The sequence below is a fragment of the Gimesia chilikensis genome (genome assembly GCF_007744075.1).
In the GTDB taxonomy this organism is placed as follows: domain Bacteria; phylum Planctomycetota; class Planctomycetia; order Planctomycetales; family Planctomycetaceae; genus Gimesia; species Gimesia chilikensis_A.
This window is the reverse complement of sequence record NZ_CP036266.1, coordinates 5,209,810-5,230,347: the sequence shown is the minus strand read 5'-3', so window position 1 is coordinate 5,230,347 and position 20,538 is coordinate 5,209,810. Positions and strand designations below refer to the sequence as shown.

General features: G+C 53.6%; 15 protein-coding genes. 11 read left to right on the top strand and 4 right to left on the bottom strand.

The annotated features are described in order from the left end of the window. Positions 1-53 precede the first annotated feature (53 nt). Entirely contained in the window at positions 54-1,553 is a 1,500-nt protein-coding gene (locus HG66A1_RS19750; protein ID WP_145187882.1) for a hypothetical protein, read from the top strand. 77 nt (positions 1,554-1,630) lie between these two features. Here the strand turns inward: HG66A1_RS19750 and HG66A1_RS19745 are convergent, their stop codons facing one another. Beyond that, a complete protein-coding gene (locus tag HG66A1_RS19745; protein WP_145187878.1) occupies positions 1,631-3,394 on the bottom strand; it encodes a DEAD/DEAH box helicase in 1,764 nt (587 codons plus the stop codon). Between the two features lie 510 nt (positions 3,395-3,904). On the opposite strand from HG66A1_RS19745, the gene HG66A1_RS19740 reads away from it, so the two are divergent. Continuing rightward, positions 3,905-5,959: a prolyl oligopeptidase family serine peptidase gene (locus tag HG66A1_RS19740; protein WP_145187875.1), complete on the top strand. Its 2,055-nt coding sequence runs from the start codon at positions 3,905-3,907 to the stop codon at positions 5,957-5,959. 122 nt (positions 5,960-6,081) lie between these two features. After that, complete coding sequence (locus HG66A1_RS19735) at positions 6,082-7,443, top strand: sulfatase-like hydrolase/transferase (RefSeq protein WP_145187873.1); 1,362 nt, start codon at positions 6,082-6,084, stop codon at positions 7,441-7,443. Positions 7,444-7,452: 9 nt separating this feature from the next. Here the strand turns inward: HG66A1_RS19735 and HG66A1_RS19730 are convergent, their stop codons facing one another. Further along, complete coding sequence (locus HG66A1_RS19730; protein WP_145042070.1) at positions 7,453-7,920, bottom strand: DUF2203 domain-containing protein; 468 nt, start codon at positions 7,918-7,920, stop codon at positions 7,453-7,455. A 156-nt stretch (positions 7,921-8,076) separates the two neighbouring features. Then, a complete protein-coding gene (gene trpD, locus HG66A1_RS19725) occupies positions 8,077-9,108 on the bottom strand; it encodes an anthranilate phosphoribosyltransferase (protein ID WP_145187870.1) in 1,032 nt (343 codons plus the stop codon). Between the two features lie 252 nt (positions 9,109-9,360). Here trpD and HG66A1_RS19720 point away from each other — a divergent pair, with 252 nt between their 5' ends. The 8 genes from HG66A1_RS19720 (at position 9,361) to HG66A1_RS19685 (ending at position 18,331) form a co-directional block, all read left to right on the top strand. Further along, a complete protein-coding gene (locus HG66A1_RS19720) occupies positions 9,361-10,017 on the top strand; it encodes a hypothetical protein (protein WP_145187867.1) in 657 nt (218 codons plus the stop codon). A 176-nt stretch (positions 10,018-10,193) separates the two neighbouring features. Further along, a complete protein-coding gene (locus HG66A1_RS19715; RefSeq protein ID WP_145187865.1) occupies positions 10,194-11,339 on the top strand; it encodes a hypothetical protein in 1,146 nt (381 codons plus the stop codon). 57 nt (positions 11,340-11,396) lie between these two features. Next, complete coding sequence (locus HG66A1_RS19710; protein ID WP_145187862.1) at positions 11,397-12,605, top strand: PQQ-binding-like beta-propeller repeat protein; 1,209 nt, start codon at positions 11,397-11,399, stop codon at positions 12,603-12,605. 71 nt (positions 12,606-12,676) lie between these two features. Then, positions 12,677-13,072, top strand: coding sequence for a fluoride efflux transporter CrcB (gene crcB, locus HG66A1_RS19705; RefSeq protein ID WP_145187859.1), 396 nt, complete (start codon positions 12,677-12,679; stop codon positions 13,070-13,072). Between the two features lie 260 nt (positions 13,073-13,332). Further along, positions 13,333-13,845 (top strand): TIGR03546 family protein, encoded by a 513-nt coding sequence (locus tag HG66A1_RS19700; RefSeq protein WP_145187856.1) that lies wholly within the window; start codon positions 13,333-13,335, stop codon positions 13,843-13,845. Further along, entirely contained in the window at positions 13,842-15,575 is a 1,734-nt protein-coding gene (locus tag HG66A1_RS19695) for a TIGR03545 family protein (protein ID WP_145187853.1), read from the top strand. The genes HG66A1_RS19700 and HG66A1_RS19695 overlap by 4 nt, the downstream gene beginning before the upstream one ends. Positions 15,576-15,987: 412 nt before the next feature. Then, on the top strand, positions 15,988-17,157 hold the full coding sequence (locus tag HG66A1_RS19690; protein WP_197996695.1) for a M24 family metallopeptidase: 1,170 nt from the start codon (positions 15,988-15,990) through the stop codon (positions 17,155-17,157). Between the two features lie 178 nt (positions 17,158-17,335). After that, positions 17,336-18,331 (top strand): cation diffusion facilitator family transporter, encoded by a 996-nt coding sequence (locus tag HG66A1_RS19685; protein ID WP_145187847.1) that lies wholly within the window; start codon positions 17,336-17,338, stop codon positions 18,329-18,331. Between the two features lie 38 nt (positions 18,332-18,369). Here the strand turns inward: HG66A1_RS19685 and HG66A1_RS19680 are convergent, their stop codons facing one another. Next, positions 18,370-19,797, bottom strand: a complete 1,428-nt coding sequence (locus HG66A1_RS19680) for a porin (RefSeq protein WP_197996694.1) — start codon at positions 19,795-19,797, stop codon at positions 18,370-18,372. Positions 19,798-20,538: the final 741 nt, after the last annotated feature.

The following is a 20,538-nucleotide window of genomic DNA, read 5'->3' as shown; positions in this document are numbered from 1 at the left end:
ACGGTGCTTCGTTAACCACGATTGTCACTTGAAAATCCTTAAGGTTAGAAAAAATGGCTGCCAGTAAACCAACTGCTGTTCACTTCTCGTTAATCTTTTTCGTCATGCTCACACTGATCTGTGGCGTAATGGCTTATCTGAACTACAAAGATCTTGCAGAAGCCAACGCCAAGCTGAATCAGGCTGAGTCAAACGCTCGTACCAGCGATGCCGCGGTACGCAAGCTCGACGAAGAACTGCAGGCTTTGAAAAAGCTGATCGGGAACGAGCAGGATGAAATCGGTCTTGATAACAAGACTCCGAACACCGTCATTGGTGCGACCGAGCAGGATATCAAAACCCATGCTGACGTTCTGGCAGAGCCCACGATTAAAAACACTCTGATCAAGCTCTCCACCCAGCTGAACCAGACCAAGAATCAGCTGGCACAGGAACAGGCCGACAAAAACAAACTCGAAGCCCAGTTCCTGGCTCTCAAAGGCGAGCTGGATAAAGTCGTTGACCAGCACCGGACTGCCCGCGACGGAGCAGAAAAGGATCTGGCTGACACCCAGAAAGTCAAAGAAGAAGAAGTTTCCGCCAAAGATCAGCAGATCGCTGCCCTGCAGAAGGAAAACGAAGAAATCCTGATCGAGCTGGACCAGCTGCGTGAAACCAACGCGAAAACAATTAAAGACCTCGAAAACAAAAACAATACCTACGCCAGCCTGATCGACACCCTGCGTAGCCGATTGACTGAAGTTCAAAAGGTCAGCTTTGAAAAACCGGATGGCGTAATTCGAACTGTTGATAACAGCACTGGCGTGGTCTGGATCAACCTGGGTGAAGCAGACCGTCTGCCCAAGCAGATGACATTCAGCGTCTATCGTAAAGCCCACCAGGGAATCGGTCGTGGTGAAGAAGACATCATTGGTGCCATCGAAGTCACCAAGATCCTCGGACCACACCTCTCTGAAGCACGCATTGTTTCTGATGACATCTACCAGCCAATCAGCCCCGGCGATCCGATTTACACACCGCTCTGGGGTGTCGGACGTCCTGAAACCTTCGCGATTTCAGGTATCATCGACCTGGATGGTGACGGCAAGTCCGATATGGATCTGCTGCAGCGGATCATCGAGAACGCAAACGCCAAGATCGACAACATCGTAACCGAAAATGGCGAGCGGACCGGTAACGGTCTGACCGTACACACCAAGTTCCTCGTGATTGGTGAATCTCCCAATGTGGATTCTGCCAAGACCGACGAACAGCGCGACAAGATGCAGCAGGTTCTCGCGAAGATGAAGGAAATTCGTGAAGAAGCCCGTCTGAAAGCAGTCCGCGTGATCGGTATCAACGACTTCCTGAGCTACATCGGCTACAAGCCACAGCGTCGCCTGCATACTCCCGGTTCTGGGATTGCCTCTCCGATCAAAGCGGGAGCCAAGAAAACCGGCGTGAGTGCCACGTCTTCCGGACAGGTTTCCGGAGTCTTCACCCGCAGCAAGCGACTGAAGCAGCAGACCTCTTCCGGTCAGACTTCGAATGTCTTTGGTGGAGCCGGCAAATAAGCGGCTGACACACTGATCTCAAAATAAAAAACCGCTGTCCCGATTACTCAGGACAGCGGTTTTTTTGTATCCGCAGCTTAGGCTTTCTGTTGCTTGTGTTTCAGTTTGCCTTTGAAGCGTTTCTTCTTACCGGCGAAGGTTTCAGGAGATTCCCAGCGGGAAATCCGTAACTGCTGACCAGCCACCCAGACGTTCTTCAAGGCACGGAAGATATTCCGGGGCATCCCTTCGGGAAGATCGACCGTACTGAATTCATCAAAGATATTGATGCGGCCGATGTACTGACTGTCCAGGTTGGCTTCGTTAGCGATGGCACCAACGATGTTGCCTGGTTTGACGCCATGGTTGTGACCCACCTGCAGCTTGTAGCGTTCCATACCCTCTTCCGGTGAATCGCTGAATTCCCGTTTGCGAGGGCGCTCCGGACGGTCTTTGTCTTTGTTGAAACGACGTTCGCCTTGAGGTGGTTTGTGACCTTCGGTCTCGCGCGGTTTGCGTGTTTCCTGCCGGGTTGTTTCCTGAAGAAACAGAGGGCGTTTGCCCTGATGCAGGCAGGCCAGGGCAGCGGCGATTTCGATTTCCGAACAGCTGGTGTCAGCCTGGTATTCGCTGAGCAGCTTGCGGAACATGCCAAAATCGGGAGCACTCATGGCGCTGGTGATGGATTCCTTGAAACGAGCGGTGCGACGTTCATTGATCGCCTCGATCGTGGGCAGGTCCATGCGTTCCAGTTTGTGTTTGATGGCCCGTTCAATGTTGGACAATGAGCGGGTTTCACGCGGGGAAACGAAAGTGATCGCGTGGCCGGTTCGGCCGGCACGTCCCGTTCGTCCGATGCGGTGTACGTAGGCTTCGGAGTCCCCTGGCAGATCGTAGTTGATCACGTGACTGATACGGTCCACGTCCAGTCCGCGGGCAGCGACATCAGTCGCGATGACAATGTTGACATGGCCGGCTTTCAGTCTGCCGACAGTGAGTTCACGCTGCCTTTGAGGGATATCACCATTCAACGGAGCCGACAGGAAGCCGCGGGCTTCCAGTTTTTCAGCCAGCTCAGTGGTGATGCTCTTGGTGCGGACAAAGATGATCACGCCGTCGGTTTCTTCCACTTCCAGGATGCGGGTCAGAGCATCCATTTTGTGGTGCCCTTTCGCGAGCCAGAATCGCTGATGAATTGTATCGGCGGTGCGTGTTTTGACTTTAACGGTAATCTCTTCCGGCGACTGCAGGTAGTTGACTGCGATGCGACGGATGGCATCGGGCATCGTGGCGGAAAAGAGTGTGGTCTGATGGTTCTCGGGGGTCTGTTCCAGAATCCATTCCACGTCGTCAATGAAGCCCATACGCAGCATTTCGTCTGCTTCATCGAGTACGAGGCAGCGGAGCTGGTCCATTTTCAGAGTGCCACGACGCATGTGGTCCATGACGCGTCCGGGAGTTCCCACCACGACATGCACGCCCCGTTTCAGGGGTTGCAGCTGGTCGCGGAAGCTGGCGCCTCCGTAGATGGGGAGTACCTGCAGTCCCTGCAGTTCCGCACCGTAATCTTTGAACGACTCAGAGACCTGGATCGCCAGTTCCCGGGTGGGAGCCAGTACCAGAACCTGGGGAGCTTTGACTTCCAGATCGATATTTGAGAGCAGGGGAAGGGCGAATGCGGCTGTTTTGCCGGTTCCCGTCTGTGCCTGACCTACCAGGTCACGGCCTTCCAGCAAATGCGGGATCGTCTGTGCCTGAATCGGAGTGGGTGTCTGATAGCCCAGCGTCTCAAGTGCAGCGAGAATGGGTTGTGAAAGCGCAAAATCAGTGAATTTTGTCTGCTCAGAGACATCAGTTGACATAAAATCAGCCTTTTGACGCACCTTCATCCCGCAGGTGAGGCTTGCGTCGCGTAAAAAAGAACATGGTGTGAGAGTCGATCCCTATCGACTCAGGGGGCATGAACAGACGACGGTCTGGACAGCGCTCTCCTCGAAGCTCTGCTTCGTATCACCCCACTGCTACGGTCAGAAGCGAAACCCCTGTCTCAGGATTTCGGCAATATGTAGCAAAAACAACACGAAAAGAGGGCAAACAGCCGGCTCTTTATGAAAGAGATTCTGGAGATCAGCTCAGAGCGGGTCGGTCACCGTACCGGTAGACGGACCATCTGGCTCCTCATCGGAGTGGAATTGTATCAGCGGTCCCCGCTAAATACAGCCCCTGAATCGGGATTTTCAGAGAATATCTCATTTCAGAGGTCCGTTGCCGAAAAAGCTGACAAATCGAACCAGATGACTTAAGTCAGGCTCAAGTATTCCTCTACAATAGTTCTCAAACCGACCAGTGCCGTTATTTCAGGAGCAAGCAGGATGGATGCAGCAGATAATTCCGATCAGCAGGATTCAGAGCACAAGGCTGAACAGTCGCTGCTCTGGCTCGAAGAAATTGAAGGAGAGCAAGCCCTGGACTGGGTGAAGCGACAGAATGCCGAGACCCTGCAGGTGCTGACCAGCGACCCCCGTTATCAGCAGTATGAACGGGAAGCCCTGGAAATTCTGACTGCCGCCGACCGGATTACTTATGGGACCCTGCGGGGAGATTTCGTCTATAACTTCTGGCGCGACCCGCAGCACGTGCGGGGTATCTGGCGTCGCATGCCCCGGGCGCAGTATCAGCAGAAATCGAAAGAGTGGGAACTGCTGCTCGACGTGGATCAGCTGGCCAAAGAAGAAGCGGAAAACTGGATCTACAAAGGCGTCGACTGTCTGGCCCCGGATCACGACCGCTGCCTGGTGGAACTGGCACCGGGCGGAACGGACTCGGCCGTCTATCGTGAATTCGATCTTCCTTCGCGGTCGTTCGTGCAGGGGGGCTTTTCTGTACCACAGGCGAAGAGTAATCTCTGCTGGGAAGACCGCGATCATCTGCTGATTGCAACCGACTGGGGTCCAGGCAGCCTGAACTCATCCGGATATGCCCGCATTCTGAAACGCTGGCAGCGGGGGACGCCACTCTCGGCAGCGGAGACCGTGCTGGAAACGGGCGAAGACGAGACCTTCGTGTATCCCGTCAATCTGAAACACAACGGCCGACAGAGCTGTTTCGTAATGCGGGGACATGATTTTTATCACTTTACGTTTTACCTGGTGACTGCGGAGGGAACACTGCAGCAGCTCCCGCTGCCACAGAAATGCAGTCTGTCGAGCCTGTTCCAGGATCAGTTGCTGGTGGAACTGAAAGAGGACTGGCGCGACTTCTCAGCAGGAGCCCTGGTGAGTTTCTCCCTGTCCGAGTTTGCCAGGACGGGGGAGATTGCAAACATCTTATCCGTGTATGATCCTGGCCAGAGTGGCACGATTTCTCAGGTCCGCTCTGCGCGGGATGCGGTTTATGTAACCGGAATCGAACATGTATCCAGTCAGATCCGCGAATTCAAACTTACAGACAACGCCTGGCAGGGGCGTCTGCTTCCCTGGGGAGAGGGAGATGTAATCTCCATCAGTTCTTCTGACAGCAGCAGTAATGATCTCCTGATGTCACGCGACGGATTTCTGCAGCCGGGCAGCCTGTATTACGTTAATTTTCAGGAGGGGACCGAAACGCTGTTGCAGTCAACGCCGGCCCGCTTTGATACGAACGGTCTGACGGTGAAAAAATCATTTGCCGTCAGTCGCGACGGAACGAAGGTGCCTTATTTCCTGGTGCATCGCGAAGAGATCCCGCTGGATCATTCCACGCCGGTCTTACAGTACGGCTATGGTGGATTCGAGATTTCGATCCTACCGCACTACAGTCCTTTGATGGGAAAACTCTGGCTGGAGAAGGGGGGCGCGTATGTGCTGGCCAACATTCGCGGCGGTGGCGAATACGGTCCCCGCTGGCACGAAGCGGCCCTGCAGGAGAACCGACAGCGTGCCTACGATGACTTTTTCGCGGTTGCCGAAGCGGTGCAGCATCAGGGAGTGAGTTCGCCCAAACATTATGGGGCGATGGGTCGGAGTAACGGCGGGCTCTTGATGGGAGTGACGCTGACGCAACGCCCGGATCTGTTCAATGCCATCGTCTGCGGCGTACCGCTGCTGGATATGAAACGCTTCAACAAGCTGCTGGCAGGCGCCAGCTGGATGGCGGAGTATGGAAATCCCGATCTTCCCGAGCAGTGGGAGTTCATCAGCCAGTATTCGCCGCTGCAGAATCTGAAGCCGGGTCAGGCTTATCCCCGGGTTTACTTCTTTACCTCGACCAAGGATGACCGCGTCCATCCCGGGCATGCGCGAAAGATGGCGGCCCGCATGGATCAACTGGGGTACGACTACTTTTATTATGAGAATATCGAAGGGGGCCACAAAGGGACGGCGAACCAGCAGCAGGAGGCGATGCACAGCGCCCTGGAATATCTGTATCTGATCCGGCAACTCAGTTAACGGCCCTCGATTGACAGGCGGCGCTTAACATGTTGTGATGGAACCGGGGCCTGGCACAGGTCTCAGCGCTACGCAAAGTTACCGAGCTAACCACCTGTTGAGAGTGATCTGGAGAAGCCGTGATGATTCGCCGTCTGTTCTGTCTGTTGAGTTTCTGTTTCATAGGTCTGTGTCTAGTGTCGCGTCCGGTGGCAGCACAGCAGGAAAAACAGCAGCGGCCGAACATCCTGTTGATCACGGCAGACAATCTGGGCTACGGTGATCTGGGCTGCTACGGAAACAAAGTCATGCAGACTCCCCGCCTGGATCAACTGGCGCGGGAAGGGGCGCGGCTGACCGATTTTTATACGGCTTCCCCCACCTGTACGGTTTCGCGGGCGACACTGCTGACGGGTCGTTATCCGCAGCGGATCGGCCTGAATCACCAGTTGAGTGCAGATGAAAATTACGCAGATGGCCTGCGACAGAGTGAGCGACTGATTCCTCAGTATCTCAAGCCGCAAGGATACCGGACGGCCTGCTTTGGCAAATGGAATGTCGGTTTTTCAAAAGGCAGCCGACCGACGGAGCGGGGCTTTGACGAGTTCTTTGGATTCGCAGCCGGCAACATCGACTATTATCACCACTACTACGCCGGGCGGCACGATCTGTGGCGTGGCCTCAATGAAGTCTTCGAGAAAGGTTATTCTACAGAGCTGTTTGCGGATGAGGCGTGTCGTTTCATCACCGAGAATCAAAAGCGTCCGTTTTTCATCTATCTGCCTTTTAATGCACCGCATTTTCCCAGTAAACGCAACAAGCAACCGGGGCAGGGCAATGAATGGCAGGCGCCGGACAGTGCCTTTGCCGCGTATGGCTACTCACCCGAGACCAAAGATCCCCGCAAACGCTATCGCGCCGTTGTGACCGCGCTGGATACGGCGATCGGCCGCGTGCTGGATCAACTGGACGCCTGCGGATTGCGGGATAACACATTGGTGATCTGGTATTCGGACAACGGTGCGTTCATGCTCAAGGACCGCGGACTGGAAGTCGCTTCCAACAAACCCCTGCGGGATGGCGGCGTCACTTTATGGGAGGGGGGCATCCGCGTGCCGGCGATTGTGCGTTATCCCGGTCGGATTGAAGCAGGCTCTGTTAACAGCAGTCCGCTGATCAGCCTGGATATCCTGCCGACCCTGATTGCGGTATCCGGAGGAGAGCGTCCTGCAGATCGAACGCTGGACGGAAAGAACATGCTGCCGGTACTGGAGCATCCGGAAACGGCAGAGCCGCGGACGTTCTTTTTCCAGTACCGGAAATACGCAGCAGTGAGGCATGCAAATTATAAGCTGCTGCGGACGAATCCCGACAAGCCCTTCATGCTGTTTGATCTGGATCAGGATCTGAGCGAGACAACCGATCTCGCAGACCAGAAGCCGAAGATTGCTAAACAGATGAAAGCAGCGTACGCAGCGTGGGAACAACGGGTACAGGCTGAGTAAGCATTGAGCTTACATCAGCATGTCGTTGTGGTCATCGTTGTCGATGGACTCTTCGAGCAGCGAACGGCGATCTGAGTAGGTTTCGTCGAGGGAGTGCCAGTGGCCGACTTCCTCTTCACCCAGTCTCCAGCAGAGGTAAACTTCTTTGCCTTCGCGGAGGGTCGGGAAGTTGACGACACCCAGAGCAGGATCTTCCAGCTCGACACCCAGTTCGAGCAGTTCATCTTCGTAGGTTTTCAGCTGCTCTTTATCGTTCTCGATATCCAGCTCGGCCTGCAGCAGCTCTTCGCTGTAGACGGAGTCTTCATCGCGCGTGGTGGAACCGGGGAGATTCTTGATCTCTTCGATCCGTTCCTGGCGGTCATGCAGATTTTCGTACAGCGCGATAATGTCTTTGACGATGGCCCGTACGAGCGGTAAACGGAGATTGGCCTCATCCGGATTGAAAATCAGTTTGCGTTGTGCTTCAGCATTCATAATGGTGAGACCTTTATTTTTGCCAGAAACCACTGAACATGGTCTCCGGTCGGGGTGACATTGTTTTGAGGAATTATAAGAGTCAGTCCAGATTCGGCAAGTCAACCTGACGAAAGCATTCGTTTTTTATTAGACCCGCGTGGAATTTCGTCTTATTTATTCTCCACTTCTACTACTGCTAAAGTCGATGAGTTGTTGGAGTTTTTCGCGTACTTTTCCCTCATCGATCAGTTGAGCGACCTTTTGAACAGCCTGCATCAGATTGGAAGCCTGTTCAGCAGCCAGTAAAGCAGCTGAAGCATTGGCGACGACCATGTTACGGGCCGGGCCCTGTTCACCATTCAGGATCTCGCGGATGATGTTGGCACTTTGCTCGGAGGATTCGACTGTCAACTGACTTACGTCGCATTCGGGTAACCCGAAGTCGGCAGCCGTCCATTCGAAGCGATTCAGGTTGGACCCCGTCACTTCGAAAACGGTCGTTTTTCCCCAGAGGCTGACCTCATCCAGTTCTCCGTTGCCACAGACAACCAATGCATGTTTTCGACCTAATTTTAACAGGGCTTGAGCAATTTTTTCCGCGGCCTCTATCGAATTGGCCCCCAGCAACTGGTACTCGGCGCTGGCCGGATTCGTTAAAGGCCCAAGGTAATTGAAGATGGTGCGAATGCCGAGTTCCCGCCGGACCGGGGCAACATATTTCATCGCGGAATGGAGCAGGGGAGCGAAGCAGAATCCGATGCCGGTGGTCTCCAGGCACTGGCCGATTTGTTCAGGTGTCAGGTCGAGTCGGACGCCGAGTGCTTCGAGAACATCTGACGACCCGCTGGAACTGGAGACGCTGCGGTTGCCATGCTTGGCGACAGGGATGCCGGCTGCAGCCGCGACCAGGGCGACTGTCGTGCTGATGTTGAAGGTGTGCAGCTGGTCGCCGCCGGTGCCACAGGTATCCAGCAGGCCTTGCCTGTTCGTGGGGATCGCGAGTGCCTTGGCGTGCATTGCCTGGGCGGCGCCGACGAGTTCGTCTGACGTTTCGCCTTTCATGCGGAGTGCTGTGAGCAACGCGGCAATCTGGGCATCGCTGCATTCTCCCTGCATGATCGAGGAGATGACCTGGCGGGTCGCTTCACTCTCCAGATTCTCTCCCTCGAGCAGTCGATTCAGAGTCTGGCTGAGAATTAAAGACATACGAGAAGTTCCTGGGGCTCAAAAGTAGTCAATCTGATTCGTACGGGAATTATATCACAGGCAAGACTCAGATTCAGCCCAGCTCATTTAGGAAAAAGCCAAGATATCTAGACTAAATGTAGAAACGAGAGATCATTTTTGTGAAACTGGCTGTCCAGGGCATGGCGAAATATGAATACGCTGTGACAGGAATAGGAATATAGGGAATGCTTAGTTAAACAGTGACATCAAGATAGAAGAATTGGAAATCTGATGACAGATCAGCCTGCCATTGATGAACAGGGAGCAATCATCCCGCGCTACCCGATTCAGGTCTGGCTTTCACGTGGTGGTTTATTGCTGACGGGGATACTCTTTGTTCTGCTTCAGTTTCTGGGACCAGGTAAGATTTCAGTTGAAACAATCGGCGACAGTACCGTTTATCGATCCGAATCCTACCTCCTGTATTTCTTACCCTTTGTTGCCTTGATTTTACTGACGCTGTCTGTGGTCTACTGGTTGCAGAAGGGGATTTTTTATTTTTTCAGCGTCTGTCTTTTTTTAATGGGGGGCAGTGTTCTCTTTTTCTTTTTTACTTTTGACACAAAGAATCAACACGTCACAGTAACACCAGACGGGTTTGTCCGCGAAGTCGGTTTTTCACTGATGCCAATCCACCAGGAAATGGAATTCTCTAAAATATCCATGCTTTATGTAGAGGAACTGACCGGAGAGGATGACAGTCTTCGCTTTGAACTGCTGGGGATTCCCCGCTCAGAGGACGCTCCCATTCGTGTTCCAATCAACGAGTTAATGAAACCAGCATTACTGAAAATTCTGGCGAATGCTCGCAAGGCAGGAACAGAAGTGCTGCCGTCCGTGAATGGGACTCCTGTTCCCGACGGACTGGTGAAACAGGTGCTCCACTAAAGTTCCCGTTAGATTTTCTGTGCCTCCAGGGAGTTTCACCGTGAAATTTCCCTGCATACTTGTTGGTGCGGGAAGGAAACTGGTACAATCGCAGGCACTTGACTCTACTCATCGACGCGATCTCCAGGCAGCGGAGATTGCTGATTCAGAACAATTTTGAAAGTCGGGAGATTCTCATGCAGCGAAGTCGTTTTCTTTTCTGCTGTTTGTGTCTGTTCAGCGTACTGAGCAGCGTGCGGGCGGATGATGTGGAACAACAGATCGCCAGAATCAAACAGGTTCAAAAAGAGGGGCAGGGAAATCAGGCTGCCTCCCAGGCGGTTCAATCGCTTTCCCAGGCAGATGCGTCGGCACTGATTCCGATTCTGTCCAGTTTCAAGGGGGCGAATCCTCTGGCGGTCAACTGGCTGTGCGGGGCATTTGAAGCAGTCGCGTCGAACGCGATTCAGCAGGGCAAGCTGCCTAAAGCAGAACTCGAAAAGTTCATTCTGGACAAATCCAACAATCCCCGGGCACGACGACTGGCTTACGAAACACTCATCAAAGTGGACGCGGGTGCCAGCGAACGCATCATTCCCGGAATGATCAACGACCCGAGTGTGACTCTCAGACGCGATGCCGTGCAGCGACTGATTGATGAGGCAAAAAAACTGGAAAAAGACGGCAAGAAAGACGCAGCCAAACAGGCCTACGAGCAGGCGCTGAGCGGCGCGACCGATGACGACCAGGTGAAAGCGATTGTCAAACCGCTGCGCAGCCTGGGCGAGAAGATTGATCTGCAGAAGCACTTCGGCTTCCTGTCGGACTGGAAGATTATCGGACCCTTCGATAACCGGGAACTGAAGGGATACGATACGGCCTACCCGCCCGAGAAAAATCTGGACTTCTCCTCGGCCCTGAAAGGCAAGGAAGGGGAAGTGAACTGGAAGTCGGTGAATACAGAAGACGATTACGGCATCTTCGACATCGCGAAAGAGATTTCTCCCTACAAAGGGGCCGTGATGTATTGTGCGGCTGACTTCTATAGCCCGGGGGAACAGGAACTGGAGATTCGCCTGGGAACTCCCAATGCCTGGAAAATCTGGGTGAATGGCAAGCTGCTGTTTGCCCGTAATGAATATCACCGTGGGATGATCATGGATCAATACAGTGTGCCCGTGACATTCAAACCGGGAAAAAATGTGATTCTGCTCAAACTCTGTCAAAACGAGCAGACCGAAAGCTGGGCACAACGCTACCAGTTTCAATTACGTATCGCCCGCCCTTCCGGGACTGGTGTACTTTCCGAAAAACCAGAGGCAACGACGCAGTTAACGCCGTAACTGTCGATCTGCAGTTTCTCCTCGAATTCAAACATACTTTCCTGACAGGTTAAAATTATGAATAAGAGTGCCTTTCAACTTGTGATGCCTCTGATTGCCATCGGTCTGTGTTGTGGAGCCGACTGGCCGCAGTTCCGGGGACCGCTGACCAACAATGTGGCGACTTCGGATACACCGCCGACCCTGGTCGATCAGGATAGCATTGCCTGGACCGCCGATCTGGAGGGGCGGGGAGCCTCGGGACCGATTATTGTGGGTGACAAGGTCTTTCTGACCAGCACCACCGGCTTCAAACAGGATCAGTTGCACGTGCTCTGTTTCGATGCGAAGACCGGCAAGCAGCTCTGGGACCGTCAGTTCTGGGCAACGGGACGGACACAGTGTCACAACAAAATGTGCGTGGCAACGCCGACTCCCGCCAGTGATGGCAAGCGGGTGTTCGCCACATTCTCGAGTAATGATGTCGTCTGTCTGGACCTGGACGGAAACCTGCTCTGGATCCGTGGGCTGTCACACGATTTCCCCAATGCGAGTAACAGCCTGGGAATGGCCTCTTCGCCCATCGTGGTGGGTGAGACACTGATCGTACCTGTCGAGAATGACGACGATTCTTTCACCACCGGCCTGGATGTGAAAACCGGCATCTCCCGCTGGAAAATCAAACGTCCCCGGGTTGCTAACTGGACCTCGCCCGCGATTCTGAAAGCCTCTGACAGCGCGGAAACCCTGGTGCTGTTGCAGTCGAGTGAAGGCGTAGATGCGGTTTATCCCGAAACGGGAGATACCGCGTGGAGCTACGAGCAGGGAGCCGGCCGTATTCCTTCGACCACGGTCGGAGACAATATGCTGTATATTCCTTCCAACGGTCTCACCGCACTGGCACCCGGGTCCAGCAGTGAACCTCCCAAGGTTCTCTGGCAGGAACAGAAGCTCTCTCCCGCGACGGCCAGTCCCCTGGTGTATGAGAAGAAAGTCTTCACTGTGAACCGGGCAGGCGTATTGACCTCTGCGAATCCGGAAGACGGGGAAGTGATCTGGCGTCTGCGTTTAAAAGGTCCTTTCAGTGCAACCCCGATCGCCGCCGGCAATCATCTGTATCTGGTCAACGAAAAAGGACTGTTACAGGTGGTGCAGGTGGGGGCAGACGAAGGCAAAGAGACGGGCGAAATCGATCTGAAAGAGACGATTCTTGCCACGCCCGCGATTGCGGATAACGCTCTGTTCCTGCGCAGCGACAAGCACCTGTGGAAAATCTCTTCCAAGTAGTCTTTCGAAAACTCTAACCGATTCGTACGCCTGTGTCAGCAGGCTGAGCAGACTGAAAAAAGGGATAACAGGTGTCACAACTGCTGGCCGTTGGACTGGGGGGATTTTTCGGAGCGATTGCGCGCTACAGCATCACGGAATTCATGTCACGAAAGTACCCCGGATTTCCCGCGGGTACCTTCGTGGTGAATGCGACAGGCTGCCTGTTGATCGGCATTCTGATGGCGATCGTCTCACATAAGCAGATTCACTCTTCAGTGTGGGTGCATAAACATGTGAGCCTGTTTCTGATTACGGGCATGCTGGGCTCACTGACCACCTTTTCCACGTTCGGCCATGAGACTGTCAGTCTGCTGCGGAATGCAGAGATGCATCATGCGTTGATCAACATCGCCGGAAACCTGCTGGTCGGCCTGTTCGCCGTCTGGCTGGGCTGGTCGCTCGTCATGCTCTGGATGCAGAAGTAATCTGGGCCGGTATATGGGGGAAATCCTGGACTCCCCAGCCGTTCTGATACCATTTCGAGCTCTTCGACCACCTCAACTCAGTAGTGATACTGATAATATCTCCGCGAATGTTAAGAATTTCTGATTATAACGATTAAGACGCGCGACGCTTTCAGCCGATATTAAGGCTTAACAGGGGGGATTCTGCCTGACCTTCTTACGCAGGCAGGCAGAATTTTTATTCCTTTTAACTCCAATGATATAACGGAGTTCACCCCGAAATGTCTTACTGGCTTCGCTCTCTGCGATTTCTGGCCAGCGCCTTCAGTGGCGTTTCCTCACCACGTCAACTGGCCCTCGGGTTCAGTATGGGCATGGTGATCGGTCTGGTTCCCAAAGATAATCTGATCGCCTTGATGCTGCTGTTCATTCTGGCAAGTTCCAAGGTCAATCTCTGCTCCGCTTCTCTGGCGACCCTCGTCTTTTCCTGGCTGGGTGTTTTGCTCGATCCGTTGAGTCATCTGCTGGGGAAAAAGGTTCTCAGCGCGCCGTCGTTACAGGGGTTCTGGCAAAACGTCTACGAACTCCCGCTGGCTCCCTGGACTGATTTCAATAATACCGTCGTGATGGGCAGCCTGTTGCTGGGGCTGTGTCTGTTCTATCCGGCTTATCGACTGACGCGCCCTCTCTTCGAAAAATACACGCCGATCGTGGCTGAGCGGCTGAAAAAGTACTGGATTGTCAAACTGCTTTGGGGAACCGAAGTCGGTACCGTGATGGGAGAGGTTTCATGAAGTGGAATTACCTGCTCCCTCGCCTGACCCTGGCAGCGATTATCTGGGTCTTTTTTGCCTTCGCCTTCGATCCGCTCGTGCGCTCCGGACTGATTCAAATGAGTCAATCCGTGACGGGAACGCAGGTGGAAATTTACGATCTCAAAACCGGCTTCTTTCCCCCGGCGATCAAGACCGGTCCGGTGGCAATCGCCAGTCCTGCCAAGGACAAGAGCTACATCGCCACGTTTTCTGAGATGGAACTGAAACTCGCGGGACGCCCGTTGCTACAGCGGAACCTGATTGTCGAAGAGGCGGCCATTCTGGGAATGGAATTCAATCCGCCACGTTCTACTGGTGCGACTGCGGAAGAGAATTCGGAGCCGGGCAGTCACTTTCATTTGAACTTCGACCCCTTTCGAAAAAAGTCAAAACAACTAGGGAAGAGCTGGCTGGATGTTTTGAAGCAGTCAGCTGTCGAGCAGCTGGATCCCGATCGTCTGGCAACCGTAAGGGTTTCAAAGCAGGTCCAACAGGAGTGGAAGCAGCGTTTCGCACAGTATGAATCCAGGGTAGACCAGGTGAAGCTGGAGCTGGATTCGGTTCAGGATTCGGTCAAAACCGCCGAGGGTAAGACCCTGGAGCGAATCAAAACCTATGCGGAGTCGGCTGAACGTGTCGATCTGCTGGTCAAGGAAGGCAAGCAGATGCGGGAGGAACTCAATAACCTTCCTCAACTGGCACAACGCGATTTCCAGCGGATCGAAGACGCCAAAGATCAGGATCTGGCCCAACTCGATTCGCTGATGGACTCCGTCTCGCCCGATCCAGAGAAAATTCTGCACGCGCTGATTGGTGAAGAACTCACAAAACAGCTGGAAGAGATGACCGGCTGGTCGAGTATGATCTTTCAGACTGTCAGAACGATGCGCGACGAACAGGAGCCGGAGCGGATGCAGGGGGAATGGATCGACTTCCGACCCGCGGATGCACTGCCGAATGTGTTATTTAAGCAGATCAAAGTGAGTGGAAACGCACGTGTGAATCAACAGAAATATCCGTTTCAGGCACTCGTGCGGGAACTCTCCTCTGAGCCGACGGCGTATCGCCGTCCGATTCAGCTACAGGCACGCGTCGAGGCGGAAGGAGAAGTCAGGCTTGCGGGAGAACTCAAATTTTATGAGCAGCAGCCGACACACGACTTCCTCGTCAAGTTTGACCTGCCGAAACAGAAAACGATTCAACTGGAGAATTCCGATAAGTTATCACTGGCACTGATCGCGGATCAGACCGAGTGCGAGTCGCGGATTTCGTTTCGGGAAAATGATTTCACGTGCCGGGTGGAATTTAAACAGACTCCCGTGCGGTTTCAGTTCGATTCCGAGCAGGCAGGCATCAAGCCTCTGACCCAAGTCGTCGCCCAGGCGCTCTCCACCATCGATTCCATCTCAGCGACCCTGGAGGGATCGGGAAGTTACAGCCAGCCTGTCTGGCGGCTGGAATCGGAAACCGGCGAGCAGATTGCCCGTGGGTTGAAGCTGGCCTGCCAGGCGGAAATCGGTCGTCAGAAGCAGGCACTGGCTCAACAGATTGAACAGCTGGCCCAGCAGGAGCGGGATCAGCTGATAGAAAAGCTGAATCGCCAGTACTCGGAAGTGATCGCTGATCTGGAAAAAGAAGAGACCCGGGTGCAGTCGGTCATTCAGAAAGTCTCTGGACGGTCACTGAACATCCGCAGCCTGTTGCGTTGATGTCAGGGCGACAGTTTGTCGTATTTTCGGGCATTAGAAGGGCGTGCCCCTGGCTGCTGATCGAAAATGCCCTTGATTTCTTTCATATCCTGATATGATTAATGGCAGGAACGGAGTGCGTTGCAGGATGCGTTTATTCTCTTTATCTGCCTTTTCTGGCTGCACCCTCCTGTCCTCAATTAGTCATCTCTGTCTATCTGCAGCGGTAGAACCGGTGCTGAAAAATCCGTTAATCGTTTCTATGAAGATAAAACCTGTATTTCGCCGTTGAGATCAGCGGGAAATGCTTGACTTCAGCTATTTTAAATACAAAACTCATTTATTGACACTGACTTCAAATCAGACAAATTTCAGAGGGTCACAATCGTGTGTTGGGAAGATTGTTTGTTGTAGTACCAGCGGGGAGTCCTCTATGACGATCGTAGCAGTGAATGCTCATGCACCAATCTCTTCCGGAGAAATTCCCACGACAGACCCCCGGCGTGCCACCGATGTGGAATACAAGCAGCAACAGGTGATCTCGCTGCTGGAGGCTCATAACCTCGATGCGCTGCTGCTGCAGTCCCCCGAAAATATGGCCTGGTTCACCGCGGGAGCCGAGCTGACCCGAACCGGATCGAACGATCCCTGTGCTGCGGTCTTCATTACCCCGGATGCCCGTTTGATTGCCTGCAGCAATGTCGACGCGAATCAGATTTTTGACCGTGCGATTCCGGGACTGGGCTTCCAGATCAAAACCCGCCCCTGGCACGAACCGTTGTCGCAACTGGTGCGGGACCTGTGCAAAGGACGCAATGTCGCCAGCGACACCGGAGTTGAGGGGACGCTGAATCTCTCCGACGAATTAAGGACCCTGCGGTTCCCGTTCACCGAACTCGAAGGAGAGCGCATCCGCGAACTGGGAAAGCTGGTTTCGCATGCGGTCGAAGCGACTGCCCGCCGGGTTGAACGGGGAAACACCGAACAGGAGATCGCCGGTTGCCTTTCACATCGTCTGTTGAAACATGGCGTCAACCCCCGACGGTTACAAGTGATGGCAGACGGACAGAGTATCCGTTATCGACACTGGGGCTATGGTGAAGACCGCCTCGAGCGTTACTGTGTAATCTCTGCCGTCGGTTCCCAAAATGGTCTGCATGCGGCTGCGACACGCACCGTATCTCTGGGAAAACCTCCTTCCACTATCATCAAATCTCATCATCTGGCACTGCTCATGCAGGCGACGGGAATGTATTTTTCCAAGCCGGACTGGGCTCTGTTTGATACGTGGAACCGGGTGAAACGCATCTACGAGAAATACGATTGCCCCGATGAATGGCAGCACGCCGACCAGGCGGACATCATGGGATATCAGTCGGCTGAGACTTCGATTCTGATCAACAGTGAGTTCAAGTTTCAGCCCGGCATGGCTGCCTTCTGGCATCCCTCCGTTGGCCCTGCAATGACCGGGGATACCATTCTGATCGAAGAGAATGAGACCATCTTGATTACGCCGATGGAGCAATGGCCTGCGGCCAAGATCATGGTGAAGGAAAACCAGCTGAGCCTGCCTGATATTCTGATTCTGCCTGACGCAGACTGAGGCCTGCACCGGCTGCGATAAACTGCTCTCAAATCGGTTCCCGATCATGCTTTGGCTCGTTTCGCTCTTGTCAAACTGCCTCAATCCAATCAAGATGCGGTGATGATGGTGTTCACTGTAAACCTGCAGCGGACTACTCTCCTACAATCCTGATCCTCATTGATGTGTGTTGACTGGTATGGCAGCTGCTGACAGTGCTGGTAATTCGAATGAGCCTTCCCCGGCTCCTCTGCTGGAGGAATTTCCGGAACCGCTGGAATTGTCGGAAGATGTCACGCGGATTCGTCGCCGCAGAACTTCCCGGCTCATGAAAGTGGCCTGGGTCGGAATCAATGTCCGCCTGTTCGTGATCGTGATGGAGCTGGTCGGACTCTGGTTTCTGGGGCATTCAGTACTGCTGGTCGATGCCCTGGCGAGCTGTGCCGATGTGTTTACTTCACTGGCAATTCTGTTCGCGATTCGCCTGGCAGAACAGCCTCCCGACGAAGACCATCCTTTCGGACATGGTCGTTATGAGCCGCTGGCAGGGTTCCAGCTGGGCATCTTGATTCTGGTGGTCGGGACCGGTACGTTCTTCTATCAGCTGGTAGCGGCATTCAGCCACGTTCAGTATGAAGTGATCGGCTGGGTGAGCTGGACGATTCCCCTGTTTGCTGCCGTTTTGCTGGAAGTGACCTGCCGTGTGGTACTCCGTATGGCCCGTCAGGAGAAGAGCTCCGCGATGATAGCCGAGGCTTATCATTATCGAACCGATGCCCTGACCAGCTTTCTGGCGGCCCTCGGGCTGCTGATTGCGAGTTGGATCCCCGGTTACGGTCATCTGATCGATCACATCACAGCGATGCTGCTGGCGTTAATCATGATCTACCTGGGCTGGGTCGCTGCCCGGGAGAACCTGCACGAGCTGACCGATAAGATCCCCGATCAGAAGTATTTTGATCAGGTGCGGGCATCAGCCCTGAAGGTAACAGGGGTGCTGGACGTGGAAAAGGTCCGGATTCAGACAGCTGGGCCTGACGCGCATGTGAATATCGACATTGAAGTCAACCCGAACGAAACCGTCGATCAGGCCCATCTGACGGCTCAGCAGGTCCGCCAGCAGATTCAGCACGACTGGCCTTCCGTGCGGGAGGTTGTGGTGCACGTCGAGCCGTACTACGAAGATGACCATTAACGGGTCTTCGGTTACTTGCCTCTCATCCGCTTCCCGTATTAGAAGCGGATGATTACGTCGCCACCCAGCAGGACCTGGTAATCAGACTGAAAGTTGCGGTAAGGTCCCTGAACGTTGAGCAGCGGAGCCCGGGTATCGGACCAGTCGAACCGCAGTTCCGGTCGAACGGTGACGCAGGGATGTGGTCGCCAGTTGGCACCCACGGTCAGCCCGTAATAGTTTCCGCCGGTGGCCAGGAACTCAGGTACCTGCAGTACCCGTGAAAAGTTCTGGTCCCGGAAGTATTCGAAGCGGGCACCCACAGCAAATTTATCGGTGATGTCGTAGAACAGGTATTGATTAAAGGAGTACCATTTGGCAGGAACGACCTGGAACTGGTTGTTGATGGTTCCGTTGTCCTGAATCCCGAAATCGCTCTGGAAGACATAAGTCAGGCAATCGGTGAAGTCGTGTGACAACACGAAGCTGATCAGGGTCCGGTTGGCGGCATTACTGAATCCATTGTCCTGATCGCCCGAAGTCAGGGTCAGGTTAATGCTGGTGTCTTCATTGGCGCTGTTCCAGCCGATACCTGCCAGCAGTTCCCCATCGTCATTCGGATCTTCCCAGGCATCCCAGCCCCGAGCAACACCGGCCAGTACCTGCAGTTGATCATTGATCTGGACTGTGCCCAGGACACCGGTATGAGTGAAGGGCTCACCATACTGCATGGTATAAGAGTGCGAGTAGAAGAAGTTCTTCGGGGCCATCACGCTTTCATAACCGATGGGCGTATAAAAGTGACCGGCTTTGAAGCTGACGCCAGACAGGAAGGGCAGATAGAATTCTGCGTATAACTGAGGCATCGCCAGGCCGTACATGGCATAATTATATCCGCCGCTGCTCCGAGGTCCGTTGGAGCTGTTCCAGTGAGGGGCTCCATCAGAGCGGGTTTCCAGACCGAGGGCGGTTGTATAGAAGTAGTCAGTACCGTAGAGCAGGTCTCCCCGGAAACCCCAGTCGAACTCATCGCCGCCGAAGTCAACGGGACGCTCGACGAACAGGTACAGCTGGTTCATCTGGTATTCGTTGGAGCGGTCGTTGAATGTAACAGGCAGGTTGAAGTTGTTCGATGGTTTCTGGAAGTTGCCTGTAAAACCCTGGTCCAACCAGCCGCCAACGCGAACCCGCTGAGAGTTCATGGAAGGGTAGATCGGCGAATGACGCATCAGAAACTGCTCCAGGAAATTGCAGCACTGGCATTCGGGCAGGCAGATCTGATTCACGCAGTCCTGAGCGGCCATGGTATCAGGGGCGCAAACTGCTTCCTCTGCTACGTTTAGCGAGATCGGCTGGTACAGGCTCTCTTCCGTGGCCGGAGCCGATTCGTCAAGGTAGCCGGGCTCCGGGTAGGTTTCACCACCAAAAACGATACCATGAGTACTGATCGCGAGAGCAACCACAATCCATTGTGAAAATTTATTCATTCGCATGTTTTCCAACTCGTGCGATCACCAGATTGTTTATCTGCAGACCTGTCGTTGATTATTCCCTGAATCCAGCTGCAGGATGTCAGGACGAACTGATTCAGCTCAAACAATGTATATCTGTTTTAGAGTGACCTGATCCAGGAGATTCAGGCCTCGGTCGAGGTAGAAATCCCGCGGGAGAGTCATAATCACTCTTCTTCACTCTAGTTCGGTATGTCAGATCAGCTCTGGCGAATCAATTTTGTGCTGAACAGGTCTCTTCATACTGATTTTCGGTTGTAAACGTTAAGTTCCCCTCTGGATTGCCTAATTTACGGGGAGCGGGCGTGCCTGAGTGTGCTCGTGTGGCACATATCGGAATCCGTTGATTTCTTTTTGGGTTTTGTTCAGGTTTCTTAACAAGCGTGTTGCCTAAATGAAACTTTATTGTTGAGTTAAGGCATCAGCTTGTCCTATCCCCCCTACTGAACATGAAACTCATTTTTGCGCTGATCTTTACGAAGGTCCTACAACCTGAACTAGATTTCCTAAACATTCCAGATTGCCTTTTTATTAATTGCAATTCCTTCAAGCGTAGGCAAAGATATTTCATAAATTGCATTATTAGCTGAAAACTTGAGCTAAAAATGCGTACTCAAAAAGAAAAAAACGTATTTCGAACAAGTGGCTGACTGTTAGGTTTAATTCGCTTAATCGTCAAAGTATGTGTCTATTTCGACAGTAAATATCCTCATCTGC